The sequence below is a fragment of the Streptomyces sp. NPDC104761 genome (assembly GCF_055583445.1).
Genome location: NZ_JBVJNZ010000018.1, coordinates 69,378 through 93,618, shown reverse-complemented (window position 1 = coordinate 93,618; position 24,241 = coordinate 69,378). Strand labels below are relative to the sequence as shown.

Below are 24,241 nucleotides of genomic sequence, written 5' to 3'. Positions count from 1 at the left end.
GACCGTGTCAATCACCCTGGCGCCCGCGCGAGTTGGTGGCGCGGAGCTCAGGAGTCGCCCGACCTGCGGTCGAACACCAGGTCACGGGCGGTGCCCAGGGCTGTCGCCACCGCGCCGAGCAGCACCGCGTCCTCACCGAGCCGGCTCGGTGCCAGCTGCGGGCGCAGCGGGGTGAGGGTGCGCAGGTGCTCGCGCACCGGGCGCAGCAGCAGGTCGACGCTGTGGCCGACGCCGCCGCCGAGCACCACCAGGTCGGGGTCGAGCACCGCCGCGGCCGCGGCCACCGTGTGCGCGATCCGCTCGCCCTCGAGGCGTACCGCCTCGGCGGCGGCCGGATCGCCCAGGCGGGCCGCGTCGAACACGGACTTCGCGGTGAGCTGCCCGGTCATCCCCAGCCGCCGCGCGGTCTCGACCACGGCCACCCCCGACACCGCGTCCTCCAGCCGCTCCGGCTCCCGCTGCCGCCCCGGCCAGGGCAGGAAGCCGATCTCCCCGGCGAGCCCGTGCGCCCCGGTGAACAGCCGCCCCTCGCTGACCACACCCATCCCGAGGCCGGTGCCGATCATGATGTACGCGAACAGGCGGCTGCCCGCCCCGACGCCGTACGTGAACTCGCCGAGGGCCGCCAGATTGGCGTCGTTGTGCACCTCCAGCGGGACCCCCAGCTCCTCGCGCATCCGGTCGAACAGGCCGGCGCGTCCCCACCCGGGCAGATGCATCGCGTACCGCACCCGGCGCTGCCGCTCGTCGTACACGCCCGGCGTGCCCACCACCCCGTGCACCACCGCGGCCGGATCCACCCCGGAGTTGGCGACGACCTGCCGGGCGGTGGCGACCAGCAGGTCGGCCATCGCGCCCGAACCCCGGGCCCGGTTGCGCACGTCGGAGCGGGCGACCAGGGTGCCGTCGAGGTCGGCGACCGCCACCCGCAGCCAGCTGCGGCCCACGTCGATGCCGAGCGCGAACCCGGCCGCCGGGTCGGGCGCGTACAGGACGGCCGTGCGGCCGCGCTCCGGCACGTGGGTGCCGACCTCGTGCACCAGGCCCGCCGACTCCAGCGCGGCGAGCGCGCTGGACACCGTCGGCTTCGACAGGCCCGTCTCGCGGGCCAGCTGGGCGCGGGAGGCCGAACCGAGCAGGCGCAGCCGGTCAAGGAGCAGCCGCTCGTTGGCGCTGCGCAGGCGCCGCCGGCTCCAGGGCTGGTCCTGCTCCTCTACGACGTCGCTGGCGGCCATCGCACCATTCTCACCGATTCCCGACGCATACTTGACGCATCTAGTAAGGCTCCTTAACTTTATCGGCCATCCCGCCGAGTCGGCCCCCGCCCGTCGTACGCGTCCCCGCCCGCCTCCCCGTGTCCCGCCCAGGAGCCCTCATGTCTGCAGGTCCCGGTAGTCCCCTCGTCTCGGGCAGTGCGCCGCCGGCCGGCGGGTTCGTCCGCCGCGTCGGCCTGTTCCAGGCCACCGCCATCAACATGAGCCAGATGTGCGGCATCGGTCCGTTCGTGACCATCCCGCTCATGGTCGCCGCGTTCGGCGGCCCGCAGGCCGTGATCGGCTTCGTCGCGGGCGCGGTGCTCGCGCTCTGCGACGGCCTCGTGTGGGCCGAACTCGGCGCCGCGATGCCCGGCTCCGGCGGCAGCTACGTCTATCTGCGCCAGGCCTTCCAGTACCGCACCGGACGCCTGATGCCGTTCCTGTTCGTGTGGACGGCCATGCTCTTCATCCCGCTGATCATGTCCACCGGCGTGGTCGGCTTCGTCCAGTACCTGGGCTACCTCGCCCCCGGCCTCGGGCAGACCTCCGGCGACCTCATCGGGCTCGGCGTCATCGCCCTCGTGGTGCTCCTGCTCTGGCGCGGCATCGAGCACATCGCCAGGATCACCGCCGTCATGTGGACGGTGATGATCGCCTCGGTGCTGCTGGTGATCGTCGCCGCGGCGACCGACTTCAGCCCGCACCTGGCCTTCACCTACCCGGCCCACGCCTTCGACCTGACGAGCGACCACTTCTGGCTGGGCTTCGCGGCGGGCCTGACCATCGGCATCTACGACTACCTCGGCTACAACACGACCGCGTACATGGGTGCCGAGATCAAGGAACCCGGCCGCGTCCTGCCGCGCTCCATCCTCTTCTCGATCCTCGGCATCATGGCGATCTACCTGCTGCTCCAGATCGGCACGCTCGGCGTCGTCGACTGGCACCGCATGACGAACCCGGACGACATCGCGTCGACTTCGGTGGCCTCGGCGGTCCTTGAGAAGACCTGGGGCAAGGGCGCCGCCGACACGGTGACCGTGCTGATCCTGATCACCGCCTTCGCCTCGGTCTTCACCGGCCTGCTCGGCGGCTCCCGGGTGCCCTACGACGCGGCCCGCGACCGGGTCTTCTTCCGCCCCTACGAGAAGCTGCACCCCAAGCACCGCTTCCCGATGCTGGGGCTCGCCACCATGGGCGTGATCACCGCGATCGGCTTCCTGATCGGCCGGCACACCGACCTGGCGACCCTGATCCAGCTGCTCACCACCGTGATGGTGATCGTCCAGGCGCTGGCCCAGATCGTGGCGCTCACGGTGCTGCGCCGCCGGCAGCCGGCGCTGAAGCGGCCGTACCGCATGTGGCTCTACCCGCTGCCGAGCATCGTGGCCTTCGCCGGCTGGTGCGTGATCTACGGCTACGCCGACCGGAACTCCCCGGGCCGCCACCCCATCGAGTGGTCCCTGGCCTGGCTCGCCCTCGGCTGCGTGGCGTTCCTCATCTGGGCGCGGCTGGAGAAGGTGTGGCCGTTCGGGGTGAAGGAGATCAGCGAGGAGTACCTGACGCCACAGGAGCCGGCCGTGGTGTAGTGTCCCGATCACACGTCAGCCTCATCCGGCGGCCAACCGCCGCCGGACGAGGCTTTTTCATGACCGTACCCACTGCAGCGGACGTCGTCGTCCGCCTCGCCGTCCCCGGGGACCGCCCCGCCGTCGCCCGTCTGTGGCTGATGTTCCGCCACGACCTGTCCGAGTTCCGCGGACTCCTGCCGAGGCCCGACGGCTCGTTCCGCGACGAGCGTGTCGAGGACGCCTTCGTGGCGCCCGGCTGGGCGCCCTATCTCCTCGTCCGGGGCGGGCACCCGGTCGGCTTCGCGTTCGTCCGGGCGCTGGACGCGCCCGTGCGGGTGCTCAACAGCTTCTTCGTGGTGCGCGGCGCGCGGCGGACGGGCATCGGGCTGGCTGCCGTCCGCGAGGTCCTCGCCCGTCATCCGGGGCGCTGGGAGATCGCGTTCCAGTACGAGAACCCGGGCGCCGTCGCCTTCTGGCGACGGGTCGCGGCCGAGGCCGCGGGCGGCGCCTGGACGGAGGAGACCCGGCCGGTGCCGGGCATGCCGGAGCTGCCGCCCGACGGGTGGATCTCGTTCGGCACGGCTCGCTGAACCGCACCGTGCCGGCGGCCCGCATTGACATGCAGGCAATCGCCTGCATAACGTTGAGTAGTGCGATCAGAGGACGACAGCGGGATGGACCAGGTCTTCAGGGCGCTGGCCGACGACACCCGCAGACGGCTGCTGGACCGGCTGCACGAGCAGAACGGCCAGACACTGGGCGAGCTGTGCGAGCGCATCGCGATGACCCGGCAGTCGGTGACCCAGCACCTGGCCGTCCTGGAGGCCGCCAACCTGATCAGCACCGTGCGCCGGGGGCGGGAGAAGCTGCACTACCTCAATCCCGTGCCGCTCCACGAGATCCAGGAGCGGTGGATCGACAAGTTCGAGCGCCCGCGCCTGCGCGCGCTCGGCGACCTGAAGCGACGAGCCGAGGAAGCCATGAGCGACCAGCCCAGCTATGTCTACGTCACCTACATCGCCAGCACCCCCGAGAAGGTCTGGGACGCCCTCACGGACGCCGGCCTGACCGCCGTCTACTGGGGGCACTCCAACGTCTCCGACTGGCGGCCCGGCTCCCGCTGGGAGCACGTGCGCACCGACGGCTCCGGCATCGCCGACGTGGTCGGCACCGTCGTCGAGAGCGACCGCCCGACCCGGCTGGTCGCCACCTGGGCCGCGCCCGCGGACGAGGGCGACCCCGGCCGACACTCCCGGGTCACCTTCGACATCCGCCCGCACGCCGACATCGTCAAGCTCACCGTCACCCACGAGGACCTCAACGACGAGGGCGAACTGCAGGGCATCTCGGCCGGCTGGCCGGCCGTGCTCTCCAACCTGAAGTCCCTCATCGAGACCGGCAGCCCGCTCCCGCAGGAGCCCTGGCTGGTCCCCGGCCGCTGAGCGCACGCGCGGCGGGGCCGGTCCGCCGTTTTCGGACCGGCCCCGCGTCCTCCCTTCCAGGGGATGTCCGGTGTGCCTAGGTCATGGGCGTCCGCCTGGCCGCCGAAGCGGCGCACACCAGCCCGAGGCAGAGGGCCAGCGCGCCGATGATGACGTTGTTGATGATGACGCCCGTGTCCGGGCTGCTGCCGACCACCCAGGGGGCGATGATCATCCAGATGCCCAGTGCGCACATGGCCCAGCTGAGGCCGTACATGCGCTCCGGTGCCCTGGTGAAGCCCAGTGCCAGCAGGCCTATCGCGATGCCCATGATCAGGTTGTGGGTCACGAGCGCGGGCTGGCTCGCCGTGTAGTGGAGGATCCACGGGGACGCCGCGCAGTACAGACCGAGCAGGAACACCGGTCCGTCCACGAGCGCCACATCACGGCCGCCGAGCATGCGGGCGTAGCGCTCCCGCATCTCGGAGACATCGGGGTGGCTGGTTATGTCACTTCTGCCGTGCGAGACGTTGGCCATGACTCGTCTCCTTCTCGACTTGCAGGCCTGACCGCGTCTGGTGCGTGCGGTAAACGCCGCTTGATAGCATTCTGCTCTTATTTCTTCTTTATGTGTAGTTCTGGGTGTGCAGTTCCGGGGGTGCGGTTCCGGGCTCAGCCGCGCTCCCGCGCCTGCCGGAACCGGGCGAGACCGTCCGCAGGTCGACGATCGGCTCCGGGTAGCCGAGCGCCGCCCGGTCCGGGCCGCCGAGCTTCCACGGCTCGCGCGCCTTCGCCCCCGGCAGCCCCGCCAACTCCGGCACCCAGCGCCGGACGTACGCGCCGTCGGGGTCGTGACGCTTCGCCTGGGTCACCGGGTTCAGGACCCGATTGGGGCGGGTGTCGGTGCCGGTGCAGCCGCCCCCGGTTGTGCATCCAGCCCTCGTGGCGCAGCTGGCGCATCGCCGCGTCCACGACCGGGTAGCCGGTGCGCCCCGCCCGCCACGCCTCGGCGTCCTCGTCACCTTCCCGGGCTCCCGCGACGGATCGGCGACCGGTGCCCTTCCGGGCGTTTCCGGCATGTCCGCGTCGATCGGGGGCAGCCGCAGGGAAAGGCGAAGACCGACTCGGGAGGTGCAGGACCACTATGAGTGCGAGGGTGCTGGAGCGATTTCCCGCCGGGGCTCCCCGGGGTTCGTGGCCGGCCGAGGAGTACGCGGCCCGGCGCCGGGCCGAGGGCGGCCGGGCGACCGTGGTGATGGACCTCGGCTCCGACGCCTTCCTGGTCGTCGAGCCCGGCCCGGACGACGATCGGCAGCCCGCCGCGGCGCGCGCTTCAGCGGGGAAGTGACTGCTCGGCCCAGATGGTCTTGCCGCGCGCGTTGTACCGCGTTCCCCAGTTCTGGGCGAGCCGGGTGACGAGGTAGAGGCCGCGCCCGCCCTCGTCCGTGTCCCGGGCGCGCCGCACGTGCGGCGAGGTGCTGCTGCCGTCCGAGACCTCGCAGATCAGGCTCCGGTCCCGGATCAGGCGCAGCGAGATCGGCGCACCGCCGTACCGCAGGGCGTTCGTCACCAGCTCGCTCACGATGAGTTCGGTGGTGAACGACTCCTCGGCCAGCCCCCACCGCGCAAGCTGACGTTCCGTCAGCTCTCGTGCCAGGCCGACCCTCTGCTCGCGCGCCTCGATCGGCCAGGTGACATGGGCGTCCGGGGTCAGACCGCTCATCCGGGCCACCAGGACCGCGACGTCGTCCTGGTGGCCCGGCGGCAGCAGCTCACCGACCAGCGTGTCGCACACCTCCTGCGGAGCGGCCGAGGCGGGGGTGCGGGAGAGCGTGGCGCGCATCCGGCGCAGCCCGGTGCTGAAGTCCTGCGCACGTGACTCCAGCAGCCCGTCCGTGTAGAGGACCAGGAGGTCCCCGTCGGCGAGAGCGATCTCGCGCTCCTCGAACACGACACCGCCGAGCCCGAGGGGCGGCCCGCCGGGCAGGTCCACGAAGTCGACGGCGCCGTCCGCCGAGACGACCGCCGGAGGCGGATGACCGGCGCGCGCCAGCTGGCACAGCCGTGACACCGGGTCGTACACCGCGTACAGACAGGTCGCCCCGGTCACCAGGGAGGCCTCGTCGCCGCGCTCGTCGAGGAACCGGTTCATCTGGTCGTCCAGGTGGGCGAGGAGCTCAGCGGGGGACAGGTCGAGATCCGCGAGGGTGCGGACGGCGCCGCGCAGCCGGCCCATGGTCACCGCCGACTGCAGTCCGTGCCCGACCACGTCGCCCACCACGAGCGCCACCCGTGCCCCGGACAGCGGGATCACGTCGAACCAGTCCCCGCCCAGCCCGGTGTGCTCGCTGGCCGGCAGGTAGCGGGAGGCCGTCCGCACCGCCGACGGCGACGGCAGTCGCTGGGGGAGCAGACTGCGCCGCAGGGTCCGGGCCGTCGTCCGCTCCCGGTGGTAGCGGCTGGCGTTGTCGACGCACGCCGCGGTGCGGGTGACGATCTGCTCGGCGAGCAGCACGTCCTCGGGCTCGAACCGGCGGTGGCTGCGCGAGCGCATGAAGAGGGCGGTGCCGAGGGCGACACCCCGCGCGAGCATGGGCACGAGCAGCCAGGAGTGCACGTCCGGTCCGGCGCCCGGGGCCCGTGCGGGGTCTGTGGCGGCGGGGCGCAGCTGCTCGTCCGCGAGGAGGACGGCCCCGCCCTTCGCCAGCGCGTCGAGGAACGGCGAGCCGGGTGCCGTCGCCGCCGTGTCGAGGTCGCCCACCCGCACCGCCCGGACCCCGCCGGTGCCCGGGCCCGTGGCAAACACTCCGTCGGACGCGGCCCGGCGCAGCAGCGGGTGGCGCGGCCGTGCGTCGTCGGCCGGCTCCCGGTCGTCCGCGTCGGTACCGTCGGAGAAGACGGAGTCCAGCAGGTCGACGTGGCAGGTGTCGGCGAACCGCGGCACCGCGACCTCGGCCAGCTCCCGGGCCGTCTGCCACAGGTCCAGGCTGGTGCCGATCCGGGTACCGGCCTCGTTGGCCAGGACCAGCCGCTCGCGCGAGCGGACCCGGTGGGTCACGTCGGTGATCACGTGGGCCAGCGCGATCACCGCACCGGACGGGTCCCTGAGCGGCAGGATCGACTCCGACCACACGTAGTCGTCGGGCGAACCCGGTACGGGGTGACCGACGACCTCGGTGTCGAGCAGCGCCTCGCCGGACTCCAGCACCCGCCGCTGCCGTTCCTCCAGTGCGTCGATGTCCAGCAGGCCGGGCGGGGCCATCTCGCGCATCGTGTGCCCGGAGTACTCGGCGTCCCGGAACACCCCGGCGCGCCGCTTCGCCAGGTTCTGGGCGATGAACCGCTGCCGCGTGTCGAAGAGGTCGATGTGGAAGGGGATGTCGGTGAACAGCCCCTGCAGCAGGGCCCGGCCGAACTCGAACGTGCGGTACGACTGCGCACCGGCCGCCTGGACGAGCCAGAGCCGCTCGCCGTCCGCGGTGGTGAGGGAGCGTACCCAGACCTGGACCTCGACCCGTTCCCCGTCGCGCCGCCGCAGCACCAGCGGTCCCTCGCGGACCCCCTCCTGCCACCGCCGGACCAGATGCGCGGCCTCGGCGGGGTCATGGAGCAGGTCGTCCACGCGCCGACCGAGCACCTCCCGAACCGGGTGCCCGAGCAGTGCCTCGGCGCCCGGCCCCCAGGCCGCCACCCGGCCCCACGCGTCCAGCAGTGCCTCCGCCTCGCCCCCGGGCTCCGGGAGCTCGCCGCGGTCGTCGAAGGTGATGTCGCGCATCCTCACCTCGGGCACATCCGTGCCGGACTCGGGACGTGGTGGTCTGTGCTGTTTGCGTAATAAATGATACCTGCGGGTGGGGCGCCGCCCCGGACGGCCGGAGCAGGGCCGGACGCGCCCGGTGCCGGGTCGCCGACGGATTCTTGACCCCCGGTACGGCCTCCGCGATGCTGTGTTGCGGAACACGAGATGCGTGCCGTATTGGGCAACATCTCGCCACCTCTTTCAGTGGAGGAGCGGCCATGTCCCAGCAGGTCCGTGCCGTCGTCGCGCGCAGCAAGGGCGCCCCCGTCAGCCTGGAGACCGTCGTCGTGCCCGACCCCGGTCCCGGGGAGGCGCTGGTGCGGATCGAGGCCTGCGGGGTCTGCCATACCGATCTGCACTACCGCGAGGGCGGCATCGGCGACGACTTCCCCTTCCTGCTGGGACACGAGGCGGCGGGGGTCGTCGAGGCGGTCGGCGACGACGTCACCGACGTGGCACCCGGTGACTTCGTGATCCTCAACTGGCGTGCCGTGTGCGGGGCCTGCCGGGCCTGCCTGCGCGGGCGGCCCTGGTACTGCTTCGACACCCACAACGCCGCACAGAAGATGACCCTGACCGACGGCACGGAACTGGCGCCCGCCCTCGGCATCGGCGCCTTCGCCGAGAAGACGCTGGTGGCGGCCGGGCAGTGCACCAAGGTCGACCGGCGCGCGCCGGCGGCGGCCGCCGGGCTGCTGGGCTGCGGCGTGATGGCGGGCCTCGGCGCCGCACTCAACACCGGCAACGTCGGCCGCGGCGACAGCGTCGCCGTGATCGGCTGCGGAGGCGTCGGGGCGGCAGCGGTCCTCGGCGCGAACCTGGCCGGCGCGGCACGGGTCATCGCCGTGGACATCGACGACCGCAAGCTGGACACCGCCCGCGGGCTCGGCGCCACCCACACGGTCAACTCCCGGCAGACCGACGCCGTCGAGGCGGTGCGTGAACTGACCGGCGGCTTCGGCGCCGACGTGGTCATCGAGGCGGTCGGCCGCCCGGAGACCTACCGGCAGGCCTTCTACGCCCGCGACCTCGCCGGCACCGTCGTCCTGGTCGGCGTGCCCACCCCCGAGATGAAGCTGGAACTGCCGCTCCTCGACGTCTTCGGCCGCGGCGGGGCGCTCAAGTCGTCCTGGTACGGGGACTGTCTGCCCTCTCGCGACTTCCCGATGCTCGTCGACCTGTACCTCCAGGGCCGCCTCGACCTGGACGCCTTCGTCACCGAGACCGTCGGACTCGACGAGGTCGAGAAGGCCTTCGAGCGCATGCACCACGGTGACGTGCTGCGCTCGGTGGTGCTCCTGTGACGGGCGTTCGCGGTCTCTGACCGACCGCAGGCGACGCGGCCCTGCCCCGGTGACGGCACCGGGGCAGGGCCGTACCCGCACCTCACGCGGGGGCTGTTCGCCCTGCTCACGCCTGCTTTCGAGGGCGCTCCCGCAGGCCCTGGGGACCATCGCCGCGACCGGTGCGAACCGGCGCGTGAACTCCTTGACAACGCTTCGCGGCGGCCCCCAGACTGACGTTGCGCTAACCGCAATCCGTTTCGCTATACGCACCGAGGTGTCATGATGATTCCCGCGTGCCGTCTCGCGGATCTGCCGCGAGGCGAGGCCCACCGGCTCGACATCGACCCGCCCGTCTCGGTGTTCCACACCGAGGACGGCGAGCTCTTCGCCATCGACGACACCTGCACCCACCAGGACGCCTCGCTCGCCGACGGCTGGCTGGAGGGCTGCGAGGTGGAATGCCCCCTGCACGCCTCCACGTTCGACCTGCGCACCGGCGCCGTGGACGCACCCCCGGCCAAGCTCCCGGTCCGCACCCACGAGGTCGTCGTGGAGGACGGCACGGTCTACGTCCGGCTCTCCGCCGCCGCGCCCAACCTGCCGCCGTGCGTCACCGCCCGCCTCGCCGGGGGCGCGGCGTGAGGACCGTCGCCGTGGTGGGCGCCTCGCTGGCCGGACTGTCGGCCGCGCGCTCGCTGCGGCAGCGGGGGTACGACGGCCGGCTGGTCGTCGTCGGCGACGAGCCCCACCGCCCGTACGACAGGCCACCGTTGTCCAAGGAGTTCCTGGCCGGCACCCTCGGCGAGGCGGACCTGGCGCTGGAGCGGGACGGCGAGGACCTCGGGGCGCAGTGGCTGCTCGGCTCCCGGGCCGTCGGTCTCGACCGCACCCGGCGGGCGGTCCGGCTCGCCGACGGCCGTGAGGTCCGGGCCGACGGCATGGTCCTCGCGACCGGCGCCGCCGCCCGTACCCTGCCCGGCACCGAGGGCCTCGCCGGCGTCCACACGCTGCGCACCCTCGACGACGCCCGCGCGCTGCGGGCGGACCTCGCCCGCGGCGGGCGCCTGGTGGTGATCGGCGGCGGGTTCGTCGGCGCCGAGGTCGCCTCCACCGCGCACGCCCTCGGTCTCGACGTCACCGTGATCGAGGCGGCCCCGACCCCGCTGGCCGGGCCGCTCGGCGAGGCCATGGGCGCCGTGGTCTCCGCACTCCACGCCGACCACGGCGTACGGCTGTTGTGCGGGGTGGGGGTCAAGGGGCTGAGCGGTGAGCGCCAGGTCGAGGGCGTGCTCCTGGAGGACGGCCGCCGCGTGGCCGCCGACACCGTCGTCGTCGGCGTGGGGGCCCGTCCCTGCGTCGAGTGGCTGCAGGGTTCCGGCGTCGCACTCGACAACGGCGTCAAGTGCGGCGCCGACGGCCGCACCAGCGTGGCCGGGGTGGTCGCCGTCGGCGACTGCGCCAACTGGTACGACCCGCACACCGGCACCCACCGCAGGATCGAGCACTGGACCGGCGCGCTGGAGCGGCCGGAAACCGCCGTCGCCACCCTGCTCGCGCACGGCGCGCGGGAACCGGGCACGCCCCGGCCGCCGTACTTCTGGTCCGACCAGTACGGCGTGAAGATCCAGTTCGTCGGCCACGCCACCGGGGCCGACAGCGTCACGGTCGAGGAGGGCTCGACCGACGACCGCAGCTTCCTCGCCGTGTACCGGCGCGCGGGCCGGCCGGTCGCCGTGCTCGGGATGAACCAGCCGCGGCTGTTCACCCGGGCCCGCAAGCAGTTCGGCACCGCCGCGTCCTGACCCGGCGCCCGCGCCACCCGTCCGATCCACGACGTCCTGCGAGGAGTGCACCGTGACCTCGACCAGCCTGCCGGACAGCCTGATCGCAACCCTCCCCGGCTCCGCCTACACCGATCCGGGGATCTTCGCCCAGGAGCAGGAGCGCATCTTCGAGACGATGTGGTTCTGCGTGGCCCGCGCCGCCGATCTGCCGAAGCCCGGCGCGTTCCGCACCGTCGACGTGGGCCGCGAGAGCATCCTCGTCACCCGGGCCCGGGACCGGTCGGTCCGCGCGTACTTCAACGTCTGCCGGCACCGGGGCGCCAAGCTCTGCACCGAGGAGACCGGCGAGGTCGCACGCGCCTTCCAATGCCCCTACCACGCCTGGACCTACGGCCTCGACGGCAAGCTGGTCGCCGCGCCCAACCTCACCAAGATGCCCGACGTGGGCCGGACCGAGTTCGGCCTGGTGAACGTGGCCGTCCGGGAGTGGCTCGGCTACGTGTGGGTGTGCCTCGCGGAGAACCCGCCGTCCTTCGAGGAGGACGTGATCGGGGCGGCCGTCGAGCGCCTGGGCGACGTCGAGTCGATCGAGCGGTACGGCGTCGAGGACCTCTCCGTCGGCAGGCGGATCGTCTACGACGTCAGGGCGAACTGGAAGCTCATCATCGAGAACTTCATGGAGTGCTACCACTGCGCCACGATCCATCCCGAACTCACCGAGGTGCTGCCCGAGTTCGCCGACGGCTACGCGGCGCAGTACTACGTGGGGCACGGCGCGGAGTTCGGCGCGGACGTCCAGGGGTTCACCGTCGACGGCTCCGAGGGGCTCGACCGCATCCCGGGGGTCTCGGCGGACCAGGACCGGCGCTACTACGCGATCACCGTCAAACCGCAGGTGTTCATCAATCTGGTCCCGGACCACGTGATATTCCACCGGATGTACCCGGTGGCCGTCGACCGCACGATCGTCGAGTGCGACTGGCTCTACCTCCCGCACGTCGTCGACAGCGGCAAGGACGTCAGCCGGTCCGTGGAGCTCTTCGACCGGGTCAACCGCCAGGACTTCGAGGCCTGCGAGCGCACGCAGCCCGGCATGAGCTCACGGTTGTACGCCAAGGGCGGGGTGCTGGTGCCCAGCGAGCACCACATCGGCGCCTTCCACGACTGGGTCCAGGAGCGGCTCGGCACCCGCCGGCCGGAGTGACGCCGTGGCCCGCGCCAAGGGCCGGACGCGGGCCCTACGACGGCCGGCCGGCGGGCGCTCAGCCCAGGTACCCCATGCGGTGGCTGATCTCCTCCGCGCCCTTGACCAGCACCGGAGCCAGCTCGTGCATGCGTTCCTCGGTGAACCGGTAGGACGGCCCGGACGCGCTGATCGAGGCGATCACCACCCCGTCCCGGTCCCGGATCGGCGCGGCCATCGCGTGCAGCCCGATCTCCAGCTCCTCCAGCGTCCAGGCGTAACCGCGCTCCCGGGCCTCGGCGAGGTTCTTCTCCAGCTTCGCCTTCGAGGAGATGGTGTGCGGGGTCAGCTTCTTCAGGCCCCCGTCCGAGATCAGCGCGGCGCGCTCCCCGGCGGGCACGTGGGCCAGCATGATCTTGCCGCTGGAGGTGGCGTGCAGCGGGGTCAGCTGGCCGACCCAGTTGTGCGCGCTGACGGCCGCGGCGCCGCGCACCTGGTAGAGGTTGATCGCGTAGTGCTCCTGCATCACCGCGATGTTGACCGTCTCGCCGATCTCCTCGGCCAGCCGCTCGCACACCGCGCGGCCCTGCTGGGTGACGTCGATGCGTCCCGTCACGGCGCCTGCCAGGCGTACGATGCCGAAGCCGAGCGAGTACTTGCCCCGCTCGCCCGACTGCTCCACGAGGCCGCGCGCCTCCAGGGCGCCGAGCAGACGGAACGCGGTCGACTTGTGGACATCGATCTCGGCGGCCACCTCGCTCACGCCGGCCTCGCCGCGCTGGGCCAGGATCTCCAGGACGCTGATGGCGCGGTCGACGGACTGCACGCCCCCGGAGGATGAGCCGTTCGTTTCGGTATCCGGACTGAAGTTGCTCATAGCGAAACTATACGCGCAGTAAACAACGCACTCCAAGTAACGCGATGTGAACAAAGATCTTACAAGTTGCGTTGTTCGCAACCTGGTGCGTATAGCGATACCCGTACTAGCATGCCGCGCAATCGACGGCGCGAGCGAGACGAGGCACCATGGCTCCCTTGCAGTACGACTTCGTCATCGTCGGCGGCGGCTCGGCCGGCAGCGCGCTGGCGAACCGGCTCTCGGCCGACCCCGGCAACCGGGTGCTCGTCCTGGAGGCAGGCCGCCCCGACTATCCGTGGGACGTCTTCATCCACATGCCCGCGGCGCTCACGTATCCCATCGGCAGCCGTTTCTACGACTGGAAGTACGAGTCCGAGCCCGAGCCCCACATGGGCGGCCGCCGGATCTACCACGCCCGCGGCAAGGTGCTCGGCGGGTCCAGCAGCATCAACGGGATGATCTTCCAGCGCGGCAACCCGATGGACTACGAGCGCTGGGCCGCCGACCCCGGCATGGAGAGCTGGGACTACGCCCACTGCCTGCCGTACTTCCGCCGGATGGAGAACTGCCTCGCCGCCGACCCGGACGACGAGTTCCGCGGCCACGACGGCCCCCTGGTCCTGGAGCGCGGCCCGGCCACCAACCCGCTGTTCTCCGCCTTCCTCAAGGCCGCCGAGGAGGCCGGTCACGCACCCACCGACGACGTCAACGGCTACCGGCAGGAGGGCTTCGCCAAGTTCGACCGCAACGTCCACCGCGGTCGCCGCCTCTCCGCGTCCAAGGCGTACCTCAAGCCCGCCAGGAAGCGCCCCAACCTCACGGTGAAGACCCGGGCCCTGGTCACCCGCGTCCTCTTCGAGGGCACGACGGCCGTCGGCGTCGAGTACCGGCGCGGCAGGGGCGCCCTCCAGCAGGTCCGGGCCAAGGAGGTCATCCTCTGCGGCGGTGCGATCAACTCCCCGCAACTGCTCCAGCTCTCCGGCGTCGGCAACGCGAAGGAGCTGAGCGCCCTCGGTATCGACGTCGTCCACGACCTGCCCGGCGTCGGCGAGAACCTCCAGGACCACCTGGAGGTGTACATCCAGTACGCCTGCAAGCAGCCCGTCTCCGTGCAGCCGTACCTCGCCAAGTGGCGGGCTCCCTTCATCGGCCTGCAGTGGCTCTTCCGCAAGGGCCCGGCCGCCACGAACCACTTCGAGGCCGGCGGCTTCTGCCGCAGCAACGACGACGTGGACTACCCCAACCTGATGTTCCACTTCCTGCCCGTCGCGGTCCGCTACGACGGCTCGGTGCCCGCGGGCGGCCACGGCTACCAGGTCCACGTCGGCCCCATGTACTCCGACGCCCTCGGCTCGGTGAAGATCCGCAGCAAGGACCCCGGCGAACACCCGGCGCTCCGCTTCAACTACCTCTCCACCGAGCAGGACCGGCGCGAGTGGGTCGAGGCGGTCAGAGTCGCCCGCAACCTCCTCAACCAGCCCGCCCTCGCCCCCTACAACGACGGGGAGATCTCACCGGGCCCGTCCGTGGCGACCGACGAGGAGATCCTCGACTGGGTCGCCAAGGACGGCGAGACCGCCTTGCACCCGTCCTGCACCTGCAAGATGGGCACCGACGAGATGTCCGTCGTCGACCCGACCAGCATGCGGGTGCACGGCGTGGAGGGACTGCGGGTGGTGGACGCCTCGGTGATGCCGTACGTCACCAACGGCAACATCTACGCCCCCGTGATGATGATCGCCGAGAAGGCGGCCGACCTCATCCTCGGCAAGGAGCCGCTGCCGCCGTCCAAGGCCGTGTACTACCGGCTCCGCGACGCCCAGCAGCAGGCCGGGTAGACCGCCGTGGACGCCGAGGCGCTGCGGGCGCTGCTCGTCCGTGTCCGCTACGAGGTGCTGCCGGCACGGGCGACCGAGGAGAAGGTCCTCGCCCACGTACCGAGCGACATCGCGGTCACGGTCACGGCGTCGCCGGTCAAGGGCCTGGAACCGACCCTCGGCCTCACCGAGCGGCTCGCGGCGCACGGCTACCGGGTCGTCCCGCACGTGCCCGCGCGCCTGCTCCGCGACGACACGCACCTCAAGGACGTCGTCGAGCGGCTGCGCGCGGCGGGCGTCGACGACCTCTTCGTCCCGGCGGGCGACGCCGATCCGCCCGCCGGGACGTACGAGGGAGCCCTGCCGGTGCTGCGCCGGCTGACCGAACTGGGCAGGCCCTTCACGGAGATGGGGATCACCGGCTACCCGGAGAGCCATCCCCTCATCCACGACGACCTCACCGTCCAGGCGATGTGGGACAAGCGCGCGCACGCCACCTACATCGTCAGCAACCTCTGCTTCGACCCGCGTGTGCTCGGCGACTGGCTCACCCGGATCCGGCGCCGTGACGTCACCCTGCCCGTGTACGTCGGCGTCGCCGGACCGGTGCAGCGGGCCAAGCTGCTGACGATGGCCACGAAGATCGGGGTGGGGGAGTCGACGCGCTTCCTCACCGGGCACGCCTCCTGGTTCCTGCGCCTCGCCGCACCCGGCGGCTACGACCCCGAGCGGCTGCTCACCCGCGGCGCGGGGGCGTTCACCGCGCCGTCGGCGGGCGTGGCGGGCCTCCACCTGTTCACCTTCAACCAGGTTGCCGAGACCGAGCGGTGGCGCCGCGCGCTGCTGGACCGGCTGGGCGGCTGACCGGCCCCCGAGGGCGCCGCTTTCGCGGCCGAATCGGGATACGCGGAGACCTTGACGGCTGTCAGTACATTCGGTCAGGGTGTTCCACCAAAAGCAATCCAATGCACAATGCGCAACGAATTCGGGCTCGAAGGGCGCGGCCGTGGCAGATCTGTATGTGGATGGGAAATGGCGCGCGGCAGTGGCCGGCGGCCGCCGCGAGATCCGCTGTCCGGCGGACGGCACCCTCGTCGCGACGGTCTGCGAGGCGACCCGCCCCGACACGGAGGCCGCGATCGCCGCCGCCCGGCGGGCGTTCGACGAGGGACCCTGGCCGCACACCCCCGAGCGCGAGCGCGGCGCCCTGCTGCTCCGCACCGCCGACATCATCGAACGCGACGCCAAGGAGTTCGCCCGCGCCGAGTCCCTGGACACCGGCAAACGCCTGGTGGAGAGCGAGTACGACATCGCCGACGTCGTCTCCTGCCTCCGCTACTACGGCGGCATCGCGGGCACCGACGCCGGCCGGGTGATCGACACGGGACGTGCGGACGCCGTCAGCCGCGTCGGGTACGAGCCGGTCGGCGTGTGCGGACTGATCACTCCGTGGAACTATCCGCTGCTGCAGGCCAGTTGGAAGGTCGCACCCGCCCTGGTCGCGGGCAACACGTTCGTCCTCAAGCCCAGCGAGCTGACTCCCTCGACCGCGGTCCTGCTGATGAGGGCCCTGGAGGAGGCCGGACTCCCGCCGGGTGCCGGCAACCTCGTGCTGGGCGCCGGACCCGAGGCCGGAGCCGCGCTCTCCGAGGACCCCGCCGTCGACATGGTCTCCTTCACCGGCGGTCTGGAGACCGGCAAGCGGATCATGGCCACCGCCGCGGCGACCGTGAAGAAGGTCGCCCTCGAACTCGGCGGCAAGAACCCCAACGTGGTCTTCGCCGACGCCGACTTCGACACCGCCGTCGACTTCGCGCTCACCGCCGTCTTCCTGCACTCGGGGCAGGTCTGCTCGGCCGGGGCGCGGCTGATCGTCGAGGACTCCCTCCACGACGCCTTCGTCGACGAGGTCGTGCGCAGGGCCCGACTCATCCGCCTGGGCGACCCGTTCGACCCCGAGGCCGACACCGGTGCGCTCATCTCCGCGCAGCACCGCGAGAAGGTCGAGGCGTACGTCGCCGCAGGCCTCGCCGAGGGCGCCGTACTGCGCTGCGGCGGCAGCCGCCCCGGCGACCCCGCGCTCGCGAACGGCTTCTACTACCCGCCCACCGTCCTCGACGAGTGCCGCCAGGACATGCGCGTGGTGCACGAGGAGTCCTTCGGGCCCGTGCTCACCGTCGAGCGCTTCCGGGACGAGGACGACGCCGTCCGCATCGCCAACGACACGGAGTACGGCCTCGCGGGGGCCGTCTGGACGCAGGACGCGGGCAAGGCCCAGCGGGTCGCCCGCAGGCTGCGGCACGGCACCGTGTGGATCAACGACTACCACCCCTATGTGCCGCAGGCGGAATGGGGTGGCTTCGGGCACTCGGGCGTGGGCCGCGAGCTGGGACCGACCGGCCTGGACGAGTACCGAGAGCCCAAGCACGTCTGGCAGAACATCCAACCCCGGCCGCAGCACTGGTTCCGCGGCTGACGCCGAAGAGAGGTCCCCACCATGCCCCCAGCCCAGACCGAGGCGTCGCAGCGGCGCGACACGTCCGAGGAACCCCGGGACCGCACCCCGGTCATCTCCGTGCGCCGGCTGTGGAAGGTGTTCGGGCCCAGGGCCGACGAGGTGCCGGGCTCGGAGGAGCTGTGCGGGCTCACCCGCCGCGAGCTGATGGACCGCACCGGCTGCACCGCCGCCGTGCGGGACGTCAGCTTCGAGGTGTCGCCCGGCGAGGTCTTCGTCGTCATGGGCCTGTCCGGGTCCGGCAAGTCCACCCTGGTGCGATGTCTGACCCGGCTGATCGAACCCACCGCGGGCGAGATCGTCTTCGAGGGCGAGGACATCCGGGACGCCGACGCCCGGCGACTGCGGGAGCTGCGGCGCAGCAAGTTCTCCATGGTGTTCCAGCACTTCGGCCTGCTGCCGCACCGCAAGGTCGTCGACAACGTGGCGTTCGGGCTGGAGATCCGCGGCATGGGCAGGGCCGAACGCGTGAAACGCGCGATGGAGACCGTCGAACTCGTCGGCCTCGCCGGTTACGAGCACTCCTACCCCGACCAGCTCTCCGGCGGTATGCAGCAACGGGTGGGCCTGGCCAGGGCGCTGGCCGGCGACCCCGACGTCCTCCTCTTCGACGAGCCGTTCTCCGCACTCGACCCGCTGATCCGCCGCGACATGCAGAGCGAGGTCGTCCGCCTGCACCACGAGGTCGGCAAGACCATGGTCTTCATCACCCACGACCTCTCCGAGGCGCTCAAGCTCGGCGACCGCATCCTGATCATGCGGGACGGCAAGACGGTCCAGTGCGGCACCGGCGACGAACTCGTCGGCGCCCCGGCGGACGACTACGTGCGGGACTTCGTCAAGGACGTGCCGCGCGGCGACGTCCTCACCCTGCGCTGGATCATGCGGCCCGCCGCGCCCGACGACGCCCTGGACGGGCCGGAGCTGGGCCCGGACGTCGTGGTACGCGAGGCGACCCGCGCGGTGCTCGCCGCCGACAGGCCGGTCAAGGTCGTCGAGAACGGCAAGCTGCTCGGCATCGTCGGCGACGAGGAGATCCTCGCCGTGGTCGCCGGACAGGACGGCGGCGCCTGATGGCCGCCGTCGCCGACGCGACCGCACCGGTCGCGACGCTCCGCAGGAAGGTCGGCCGCCCCGTGGTGGTGGCGGCGATCCTGGTCCTCTGGCTGGTGCTCTTCGCCGCGTTCCGGGGCCGCCAGACGCTGACCCTGGCCGCCGCCGACCTCACCGGCCTGCACCGCTGGCTGAACGACGTCAACGACAGCATCGGCGCCAACCGCAACTCCAACCCGGTCTTCCTGTACTTCTTCAACGAGATCCGGCTGGCCATCGACAACCTGGTCACCTTCGTCCAGTCGCTGATCTCCCAGCCCACCGGCGGCCGCCCGGTGCCGCAGATCGGCTGGCTCGGCGTCGTCGGCCTCGCCGGCTACGTCTCCTGGGCCGTCGGCAACTGGCGGGTCGCCCTGCTGGCCGTCGCCGGGTTCACCTTCTTCGGGCTCCAGGGCCTGTGGCAGGAGAGCATGGACACCCTGGCGCTGACCCTGTCGGCGGTCCTGGTGGCCCTGCTCATCGGCATCCCGCTCGGCGTGTGGGCGGGGCTCTCCGACCGGGTCGACCGGATCATGACGCCCTTCCTGGACTTCATGCAGACGATGCCGACCTTCGTCTACCTCGCCCCGCTGACCCTGATCTTCCTGATCGGGGGCGCCTCGGCCGTCATCACCACCGTCATCTACGCGGCCCCGCCCGCGATCCGCATCACCGCGCACGCCATCCGTTCGGTCCCCGAGACCACCGTCGAGGCCGCGGACTCGATGGGCACCACCCGCACCCAGCAACTGGTGAAGGTGCTGCTGCCGATGTCGAAGCGCACGGTCGTCATGGGCGTCAACCAGACCATCATGGCCGCCCTGGCCATGGTCACCATTGCCGCCCTGATCGACGCGCCCGGCCTCGGCAAGACCGTCGTCCAGGCCCTCCAGTCGCTCGACGTCGGCACCGCCTTCAACGCAGGGCTCGCCATCGTCGTCATGGCGATCGTGCTCGACCGGGTCACCACGGCGGCCGCCGCCCGCACCGAGACCCGCCGCACGGACGGGCGGTTCGCGACGTGGCGCCGCCCGCTGCTCGGAGCCGGCGGGATCGCGGCCGTCGTCCTGGCCTACCTCTCCCACACCTATGTCTGGGCGGCCGAGTTCCCCGGCGACGGTACCGTCGGCAGCCACATCGCGAGCGCCGCCGACACCGCGACCACCTGGCTGCAGGACCACCTCTCCGGGCTCACCAACGCCCTGCGGGACGCCCTCACCAACGGCCTGCTCAACCCGTTCCAGACCCTGCTCACCGACTCCCCGTGGTGGCTGGTCGGCGCCGTCCTGGCCGGGCTCGGCGCGGTCCTCGGCGGCTGGCGGGCCGGGGTGACGGCGGCGGTGTGCGTCGGGCTGCTGGTCGGCACGGGTCTGTGGTCGGACAGCATGACCACCCTCGCCTCGACCGCCGTGGCCACCGTCCTGGTGATGCTGGTCGGCGTCGTCTTCGGCGTCTGGATGGGCCGCAGCACGCTGGTGGACCGGCTGGTCCGGCCCACCCTGGACGCGGCGCAGGTCATGCCGCCGTTCGTCTATCTGGTGCCGTTCCTGGCGCTCTTCGGCGCCACCCGCTTCACCGCGATCGTCGCCGCCGTCGTCTACGCGGCACCCGTCGCCGTCAAGATCATCGCGGACGGGGTGCGGAACGTGTCCGCACCCACCGTGGAGGCGGCCACCTCGGCCGGGTGCAACACCTGGCAGATCATCACCAAGGTCCAGCTGCCGATGGCACGCAGCGCCCTGACCCTCGCGACCAACCAGGGGCTGATCTACGTGCTGTCGATGGTTGTGGTGGGCGGCCTGGTAGGGGCCGGCGCCCTCGGCTACGACGTCGTGGCCGGTTTCTCGCAGGGCGAGCTGTACGGCAAGGGGCTGGCGGCAGGGCTCGCCATCGTACTGCTCGGAGTCATGTTCGACCGGATCACTCAGGCTGCGGCACGACGCACCAGGGCATAAGGAGCTCGACACCATGGCACAACACTGGCGAGCCGGCGCGGCCGGCCTGGCCGTCCTCGGCCTCACCCTCACGGCCTGCGGCGGCGCGAAGGTCGGCAGCAGTTCCGCCGGCTCGACGTCCTCGGGCGGCAAGTGCGGCACCTTCAACCTCGCCGTCAACCCCTGGGTGGGCTATGAGGCGGACGCGGCGGTCGTCGCGTACGTCGCGCAGCACGACCTCGGCTGTACGGTCGACAAGAAGGACCTCAAGGAGGAGATCGCCTGGCAGGGCTTCGGGACCGGCGAGGTCGACGCCGTCCTGGAGAACTGGGGCCACGACGATCTGAAGAAGAAGTACATCACCGGCCAGAAGACGGCCGTCGAGGCGGGCTCGACCGGCAACAAGGGCATCATCGGCTGGTACGTGCCGCCGTGGCTGGCCAAGGCGCACCCGGACATCACCGACTGGCAGAACCTCAACAAGTACGCCGCGGGCTTCAAGACCTCGGAGTCCGGCGGCAAGGGCCAGCTCCTCGACGGCGACCCGTCGTACGTCACCAACGACGCCGCGCTGGTGAAAAACCTGAAGCTGAACTTCAAGGTGGTGTACGCGGGCAGCGAGACCGCGCTCATCCAGGCCTTCAGAACGGCCGAGAAGAACAAGCAGTGGCTGATCGGCTACTTCTACGAACCGCAGTGGTTCCTGTCCGAGGTGCCGCTGGTCAAGGTCAACCTGCCCAAGTACACGACGGGTTGCGACGCCGACGCGGCGAAGGTGGCCTGCGACTACCCCGTCTACGACCTCGACAAGATCGTCAGCGCGAGCTTCGCCAAGTCCGGCAGCCCGGCGTACGACCTGGTGAAGAAGTTCCACTGGACCAACGACGACCAGAACACCGTGGCCAGGTACATCGCCGTGGACAAGATGTCGGACGACGCGGCGGCGAAGAAGTGGGTCGAGGCCAATCCCGACAAGGTGAAGGCCTGGTTGCAGTAGCGAAGGCCGCGGGAGGAGCCGTTCCGGGACGCCCGGCGGGCGGTGCGCAGCTGTGCGCGCCGTCCGCCGGGCGTTGCCGTTCTCCGGCCCTCGCCGGGACCGTTCCCGAGGCTGCCGCGCGGGCCGTTGCGCCGGGTCGCCACCCCCTTGACACCCCTCATCGGCGGCGGGCACATTGAGTTGCGCAGCCTGAATCACGTTGCGCACAAAGCAACTGCACCGGTCTCAAGTTCGGAGGTTGGGCGATGGCGGGACCCCGAGTGGTCATCATCGGAGCGGGCGTCGTGGGAGCGGCCCTCGCGGACGAGATCTCCGCACGCGGCTGGACCGAGGTGACCGTGGTCGACCAGGGCCCCCTCCCGGCCACCGGCGGCTCCTCCTCGCACGCCCCGGGACTGGTCTTCCAGACGAACCCCTCGAAGACCATGACGGAGCTGGCCCGCTACACCGTCGAGAAGTTCTGCTCCCTCGACGTCGACGGCCGGCCCTGCTTCCTCCAGGTCGGCGGACTCGAAGTGGCCACCACCCCGGAGCGGCTCGCCGAACTCCACCGCCGGCACGGCTGGATCACCGCCTGGGGCGTCGAGGCGCGGATCCTCACCCCCGAGGAGTGCGTCGAGCTGCACCCGCTGGTCAACCCCGACCGGGTCCTCGGTGGCCTGCACGTCCCCACCGACGGCCTCGCCAAGGCCGTCCTCGCCGTCGAGGCCCAGATCCGCCGCGCCACCGAGCGAGGCGTCCGCTTCCTCGCCCGCCACGAGGTCCTGGACGTGCTGCGGAGCGAGGGCCGCGTCACCGGCGTCCTGACCGACCAGGGCGAACTCCCCGCCGACATCGTCGTCTGCTGCGCCGGCATCTGGGGCCCGAGGATCGCCCGCATGGTCGGGATGAACCTCCCGCTCACCCCGCTCGCCCACCAGCTCGCCTGGACCGGCCCGGTCCCCGCCCTGGCCGGCCAGACCGAGGAGGCGGTCCGCCCGATCCTGCGTCACCAGGACGCCGACCTCTACTACCGCGACCGCTTCGACACCCTCGGCATCGGCTCCTACGGCCACCGCCCGATGCCGGTCTCCGCCGACGACATCCTCTCCGTCGACGAGGCCGACCAGATGCCCTCCGTCCTGAAGTTCACCGAGGAGGACTTCGAGGACGCCTGGACCGAGACCCGGTCCCTGCTCCCCGCGACCCGCGAGGCCAAGATCGAGGAGGGCATCAACGGCCTGTTCTCCTTCACCACCGACGGCTACCCGCTGCTCGGCGAGTCCCCGGACGTCAAGGGCTTCTGGGTCGCCGAGGCCGTCTGGGTCACCCACTCCGCGGGCGTCGGCCGCGCGGTCGCCGAGTGGCTGGTCGACGGCCACTGCTCGTCCTTCGACCTGCACGAGTGCGACGTCAACCGCTTCGAACCGCACCAGCTCGCCCCGGAGTACGTCCTGGCCCGCGACTGCCAGAACTTCGTCGAGGTCTACGACATCCTGCACCCCCTCCAGCCGGCCGGGAAGCCGCGCCCGATCCGCACCAGCCCCTTCCACGCCCGCCAGCAGGAACACGGCGCGTTCTTCCTGGAGGCGAACGGCTGGGAGCGCCCGCAGTGGTACGAGGCGAACGCGAGCCTGCTGGAAGACCGCTCGATCCCCACCCCCAACGACTGGGCCGCCCGCTACTGGTCGCCGATCGTCGGAGCCGAGGCCCAGGTCACCCGCGAGACCGTCGCGATGTACGACATGACCGCCCTCAAGCGTCTGGAGGTCAGCGGCCCTGGCTCTGCGGACTTCCTTGAGAGCCTGGTCACCGGCAAGGTCGCCAAGTCCGTCGGCTCGGTGACGTACACGCTGCTGCTCGACCACGACGGCGGCATCCGCAGCGACATCACCGTGGCCCGCCTCGCCCCGGACCTCTTCCAGGTCGGCGCCAACGGCAATCTCGACCTCGACTGGTTCACCCGCCACCTGCCCGCCGCAGGCACGGTCCAGGTCCGCGACATCACCCCCGGCACCTGCTGCATCGGCCTGTGGGGCCCCCTTGCCCGCGAGGTCATCCAGCCGCTCACCGACGCCGACTTCTCGAACGAGGGCCTGAAGTACTTCCGCGCCAAGCGCGCCTACGTCGGTTCGGTGCCGGTCACGGCGATGCGGCTGTCGTACGTCGGCGAACTCGGCTGGGAGCTGTACACCACCGCCGACCAGGGGCAGAAACTCTGGGACACCCTCTGGCGGGCGGCCGAGCCGCTCGGCGGGATCGTCGCAGGGCGTGGCGCCTTCAACAGCCTCCGCCTGGAGAAGGGTTACCGCTCCTTCGGCACCGACATGACCTACGAGCACGACCCCTACGAGGCCGGCGTCGGCTTCGCCGTCAAGCTCGACAAGGGCGACTTCGTCGGGAAGGCCGCGCTGGAGCGGCGCAAGGCCGAGGTGCGGCGCCGGCTGAGCTGCCTCACGATCGACGACCCGCGGGCCGTCGTGATGGGCAAGGAGCCGGTGTACGACGGTGAGCGCGCGGTGGGTTACGTGACCAGCGCGGCCTACGGCTACACGATCGGCAGGGGGATCGCCTACGCGTGGCTGCCGGCGGAGCTGGCGGTGCCGGGGACCGGCGTCCAGATCGGGTACTTCGACCAGCGCGTCGAGGCGGTGGTGGCCGAGGAGCCGTTGTTCGACCCGGGGATGAGCCGGCTCCGTGGGTGAGCAATTCGTGTGGTGTCGTGGGTCGGCTGCGGGCTCGTCGTGG

At 71.6% G+C, this 24,241-nt stretch carries 19 protein-coding genes and 1 pseudogene; 15 read left to right on the top strand and 5 right to left on the bottom strand.

Features of this window, described 5'->3' with window-relative positions; all coding sequences use genetic code 11:
- Nucleotides 1–47: 47 nt before the first annotated feature.
- Nucleotides 48–1,235, bottom strand: coding sequence for an ROK family transcriptional regulator (locus ACZ63F_RS36555; protein WP_469717828.1), 1,188 nt, complete (start codon nt 1,233–1,235; stop codon nt 48–50).
- 140 nt (nt 1,236–1,375) lie between these two features.
- Between ACZ63F_RS36555 and ACZ63F_RS36550 the strand changes: the two genes are divergently transcribed.
- From ACZ63F_RS36550 to ACZ63F_RS36540, 3 genes are all read left to right on the top strand, one after another.
- The gene (locus tag ACZ63F_RS36550) at nt 1,376–2,845 is read left to right on the top strand and encodes an APC family permease (RefSeq protein WP_469717826.1); all 1,470 of its coding nucleotides are present in this window, start codon (nt 1,376–1,378) and stop codon (nt 2,843–2,845) included.
- A 59-nt stretch (nt 2,846–2,904) separates the two neighbouring features.
- Nucleotides 2,905–3,417 carry a GNAT family N-acetyltransferase gene (locus ACZ63F_RS36545; protein WP_469717825.1) on the top strand — a complete coding sequence of 171 codons (513 nt, stop codon included), beginning with the start codon at nt 2,905–2,907 and terminating at the stop codon, nt 3,415–3,417.
- Between the two features lie 84 nt (nt 3,418–3,501).
- A complete protein-coding gene (locus ACZ63F_RS36540) occupies nt 3,502–4,269 on the top strand; it encodes an ArsR/SmtB family transcription factor (protein ID WP_469717937.1) in 768 nt (255 codons plus the stop codon).
- 76 nt (nt 4,270–4,345) lie between these two features.
- Here the strand turns inward: ACZ63F_RS36540 and ACZ63F_RS36535 are convergent, their stop codons facing one another.
- Both ACZ63F_RS36535 and ACZ63F_RS36530 read right to left on the bottom strand, forming a co-directional pair.
- Complete coding sequence (locus tag ACZ63F_RS36535; RefSeq protein WP_352358232.1) at nt 4,346–4,786, bottom strand: SPW repeat protein; 441 nt, start codon at nt 4,784–4,786, stop codon at nt 4,346–4,348.
- 134 nt (nt 4,787–4,920) lie between these two features.
- A pseudogene (locus ACZ63F_RS36530) lies at nt 4,921–5,277 on the bottom strand (FAD-binding domain-containing protein); the annotation flags it as partial.
- Between the two features lie 115 nt (nt 5,278–5,392).
- Between ACZ63F_RS36530 and ACZ63F_RS36525 the strand changes: the two are divergent.
- Entirely contained in the window at nt 5,393–5,596 is a 204-nt protein-coding gene (locus tag ACZ63F_RS36525; protein WP_352358230.1) for a hypothetical protein, read from the top strand.
- Here ACZ63F_RS36525 and ACZ63F_RS36520 read toward each other — a convergent pair.
- A complete protein-coding gene (locus ACZ63F_RS36520) occupies nt 5,582–8,023 on the bottom strand; it encodes a SpoIIE family protein phosphatase (protein ID WP_469717823.1) in 2,442 nt (813 codons plus the stop codon). The two genes, ACZ63F_RS36525 and ACZ63F_RS36520, sit on opposite strands and share 15 nt — an antisense overlap.
- A 242-nt stretch (nt 8,024–8,265) precedes the next feature.
- Here ACZ63F_RS36520 and ACZ63F_RS36515 point away from each other — a divergent pair, with 242 nt between their 5' ends.
- The 4 genes from ACZ63F_RS36515 (at nt 8,266) to ACZ63F_RS36500 (ending at nt 12,321) form a co-directional block, all read left to right on the top strand.
- The gene (locus ACZ63F_RS36515; RefSeq protein ID WP_469717821.1) at nt 8,266–9,351 is read left to right on the top strand and encodes an S-(hydroxymethyl)mycothiol dehydrogenase; all 1,086 of its coding nucleotides are present in this window, start codon (nt 8,266–8,268) and stop codon (nt 9,349–9,351) included.
- A gap of 261 nt (nt 9,352–9,612) precedes the next feature.
- Nucleotides 9,613–9,975 carry a bifunctional 3-phenylpropionate/cinnamic acid dioxygenase ferredoxin subunit gene (locus ACZ63F_RS36510; protein WP_469717819.1) on the top strand — a complete coding sequence of 121 codons (363 nt, stop codon included), beginning with the start codon at nt 9,613–9,615 and terminating at the stop codon, nt 9,973–9,975.
- Nucleotides 9,972–11,135, top strand: a complete 1,164-nt coding sequence (locus ACZ63F_RS36505) for an NAD(P)/FAD-dependent oxidoreductase (RefSeq protein WP_469717817.1) — start codon at nt 9,972–9,974, stop codon at nt 11,133–11,135. The genes ACZ63F_RS36510 and ACZ63F_RS36505 overlap by 4 nt, the downstream gene beginning before the upstream one ends.
- Before the next feature lie 52 nt (nt 11,136–11,187).
- Entirely contained in the window at nt 11,188–12,321 is a 1,134-nt protein-coding gene (locus tag ACZ63F_RS36500; protein ID WP_352358220.1) for an aromatic ring-hydroxylating oxygenase subunit alpha, read from the top strand.
- 58 nt (nt 12,322–12,379) lie between these two features.
- Here the strand turns inward: ACZ63F_RS36500 and ACZ63F_RS36495 are convergent, their stop codons facing one another.
- Nucleotides 12,380–13,177 (bottom strand): IclR family transcriptional regulator, encoded by a 798-nt coding sequence (locus tag ACZ63F_RS36495; RefSeq protein ID WP_469717815.1) that lies wholly within the window; start codon nt 13,175–13,177, stop codon nt 12,380–12,382.
- Between the two features lie 149 nt (nt 13,178–13,326).
- Between ACZ63F_RS36495 and betA the strand changes: the two genes are divergently transcribed.
- The 7 genes from betA (at nt 13,327) to ACZ63F_RS36460 (ending at nt 24,198) form a co-directional block, all read left to right on the top strand.
- On the top strand, nt 13,327–14,997 hold the full coding sequence (betA, locus tag ACZ63F_RS36490; protein ID WP_469717814.1) for a choline dehydrogenase: 1,671 nt from the start codon (nt 13,327–13,329) through the stop codon (nt 14,995–14,997).
- 6 nt (nt 14,998–15,003) lie between these two features.
- Nucleotides 15,004–15,840: a methylenetetrahydrofolate reductase gene (locus tag ACZ63F_RS36485; protein ID WP_469717812.1), complete on the top strand. Its 837-nt coding sequence runs from the start codon at nt 15,004–15,006 to the stop codon at nt 15,838–15,840.
- Between the two features lie 142 nt (nt 15,841–15,982).
- Nucleotides 15,983–17,452 carry an aldehyde dehydrogenase family protein gene (locus ACZ63F_RS36480; RefSeq protein WP_469717811.1) on the top strand — a complete coding sequence of 490 codons (1,470 nt, stop codon included), beginning with the start codon at nt 15,983–15,985 and terminating at the stop codon, nt 17,450–17,452.
- Between the two features lie 21 nt (nt 17,453–17,473).
- Complete coding sequence (locus ACZ63F_RS36475) at nt 17,474–18,565, top strand: quaternary amine ABC transporter ATP-binding protein (protein WP_469717809.1); 1,092 nt, start codon at nt 17,474–17,476, stop codon at nt 18,563–18,565.
- Nucleotides 18,565–20,538 carry an ABC transporter permease gene (locus ACZ63F_RS36470; protein WP_469717807.1) on the top strand — a complete coding sequence of 658 codons (1,974 nt, stop codon included), beginning with the start codon at nt 18,565–18,567 and terminating at the stop codon, nt 20,536–20,538. The genes ACZ63F_RS36475 and ACZ63F_RS36470 overlap by 1 nt, the downstream gene beginning before the upstream one ends.
- Before the next feature lie 13 nt (nt 20,539–20,551).
- The gene (locus tag ACZ63F_RS36465) at nt 20,552–21,514 is read left to right on the top strand and encodes an ABC transporter substrate-binding protein (protein WP_469717805.1); all 963 of its coding nucleotides are present in this window, start codon (nt 20,552–20,554) and stop codon (nt 21,512–21,514) included.
- Nucleotides 21,515–21,759: 245 nt separating this feature from the next.
- Complete coding sequence (locus tag ACZ63F_RS36460) at nt 21,760–24,198, top strand: GcvT family protein (protein ID WP_469717804.1); 2,439 nt, start codon at nt 21,760–21,762, stop codon at nt 24,196–24,198.
- Nucleotides 24,199–24,241: the final 43 nt, after the last annotated feature.

Coding starts and splice junctions, on each gene's coding strand:
- ACZ63F_RS36555 (WP_469717828.1), bottom strand. CDS start 1,235: ATGGCCGCCAGCGACGTCGTAGAGGAGCAGGACCAGCCCTGGAGCCGG.
- ACZ63F_RS36550 (WP_469717826.1), top strand. CDS start 1,376: ATGTCTGCAGGTCCCGGTAGTCCCCTCGTCTCGGGCAGTGCGCCGCCG.
- ACZ63F_RS36545 (WP_469717825.1), top strand. CDS start 2,905: ATGACCGTACCCACTGCAGCGGACGTCGTCGTCCGCCTCGCCGTCCCC.
- ACZ63F_RS36540 (WP_469717937.1), top strand. CDS start 3,502: ATGGACCAGGTCTTCAGGGCGCTGGCCGACGACACCCGCAGACGGCTG.
- ACZ63F_RS36535 (WP_352358232.1), bottom strand. CDS start 4,786: ATGGCCAACGTCTCGCACGGCAGAAGTGACATAACCAGCCACCCCGAT.
- ACZ63F_RS36525 (WP_352358230.1), top strand. CDS start 5,393: ATGAGTGCGAGGGTGCTGGAGCGATTTCCCGCCGGGGCTCCCCGGGGT.
- ACZ63F_RS36520 (WP_469717823.1), bottom strand. CDS start 8,023: ATGCGCGACATCACCTTCGACGACCGCGGCGAGCTCCCGGAGCCCGGG.
- ACZ63F_RS36515 (WP_469717821.1), top strand. CDS start 8,266: ATGTCCCAGCAGGTCCGTGCCGTCGTCGCGCGCAGCAAGGGCGCCCCC.
- ACZ63F_RS36510 (WP_469717819.1), top strand. CDS start 9,613: ATGATGATTCCCGCGTGCCGTCTCGCGGATCTGCCGCGAGGCGAGGCC.
- ACZ63F_RS36495 (WP_469717815.1), bottom strand. CDS start 13,177: ATGAGCAACTTCAGTCCGGATACCGAAACGAACGGCTCATCCTCCGGG.
- betA (WP_469717814.1), top strand. CDS start 13,327: ATGGCTCCCTTGCAGTACGACTTCGTCATCGTCGGCGGCGGCTCGGCC.
- ACZ63F_RS36475 (WP_469717809.1), top strand. CDS start 17,474: ATGCCCCCAGCCCAGACCGAGGCGTCGCAGCGGCGCGACACGTCCGAG.
- ACZ63F_RS36470 (WP_469717807.1), top strand. CDS start 18,565: ATGGCCGCCGTCGCCGACGCGACCGCACCGGTCGCGACGCTCCGCAGG.
- ACZ63F_RS36465 (WP_469717805.1), top strand. CDS start 20,552: ATGGCACAACACTGGCGAGCCGGCGCGGCCGGCCTGGCCGTCCTCGGC.
- ACZ63F_RS36460 (WP_469717804.1), top strand. CDS start 21,760: ATGGCGGGACCCCGAGTGGTCATCATCGGAGCGGGCGTCGTGGGAGCG.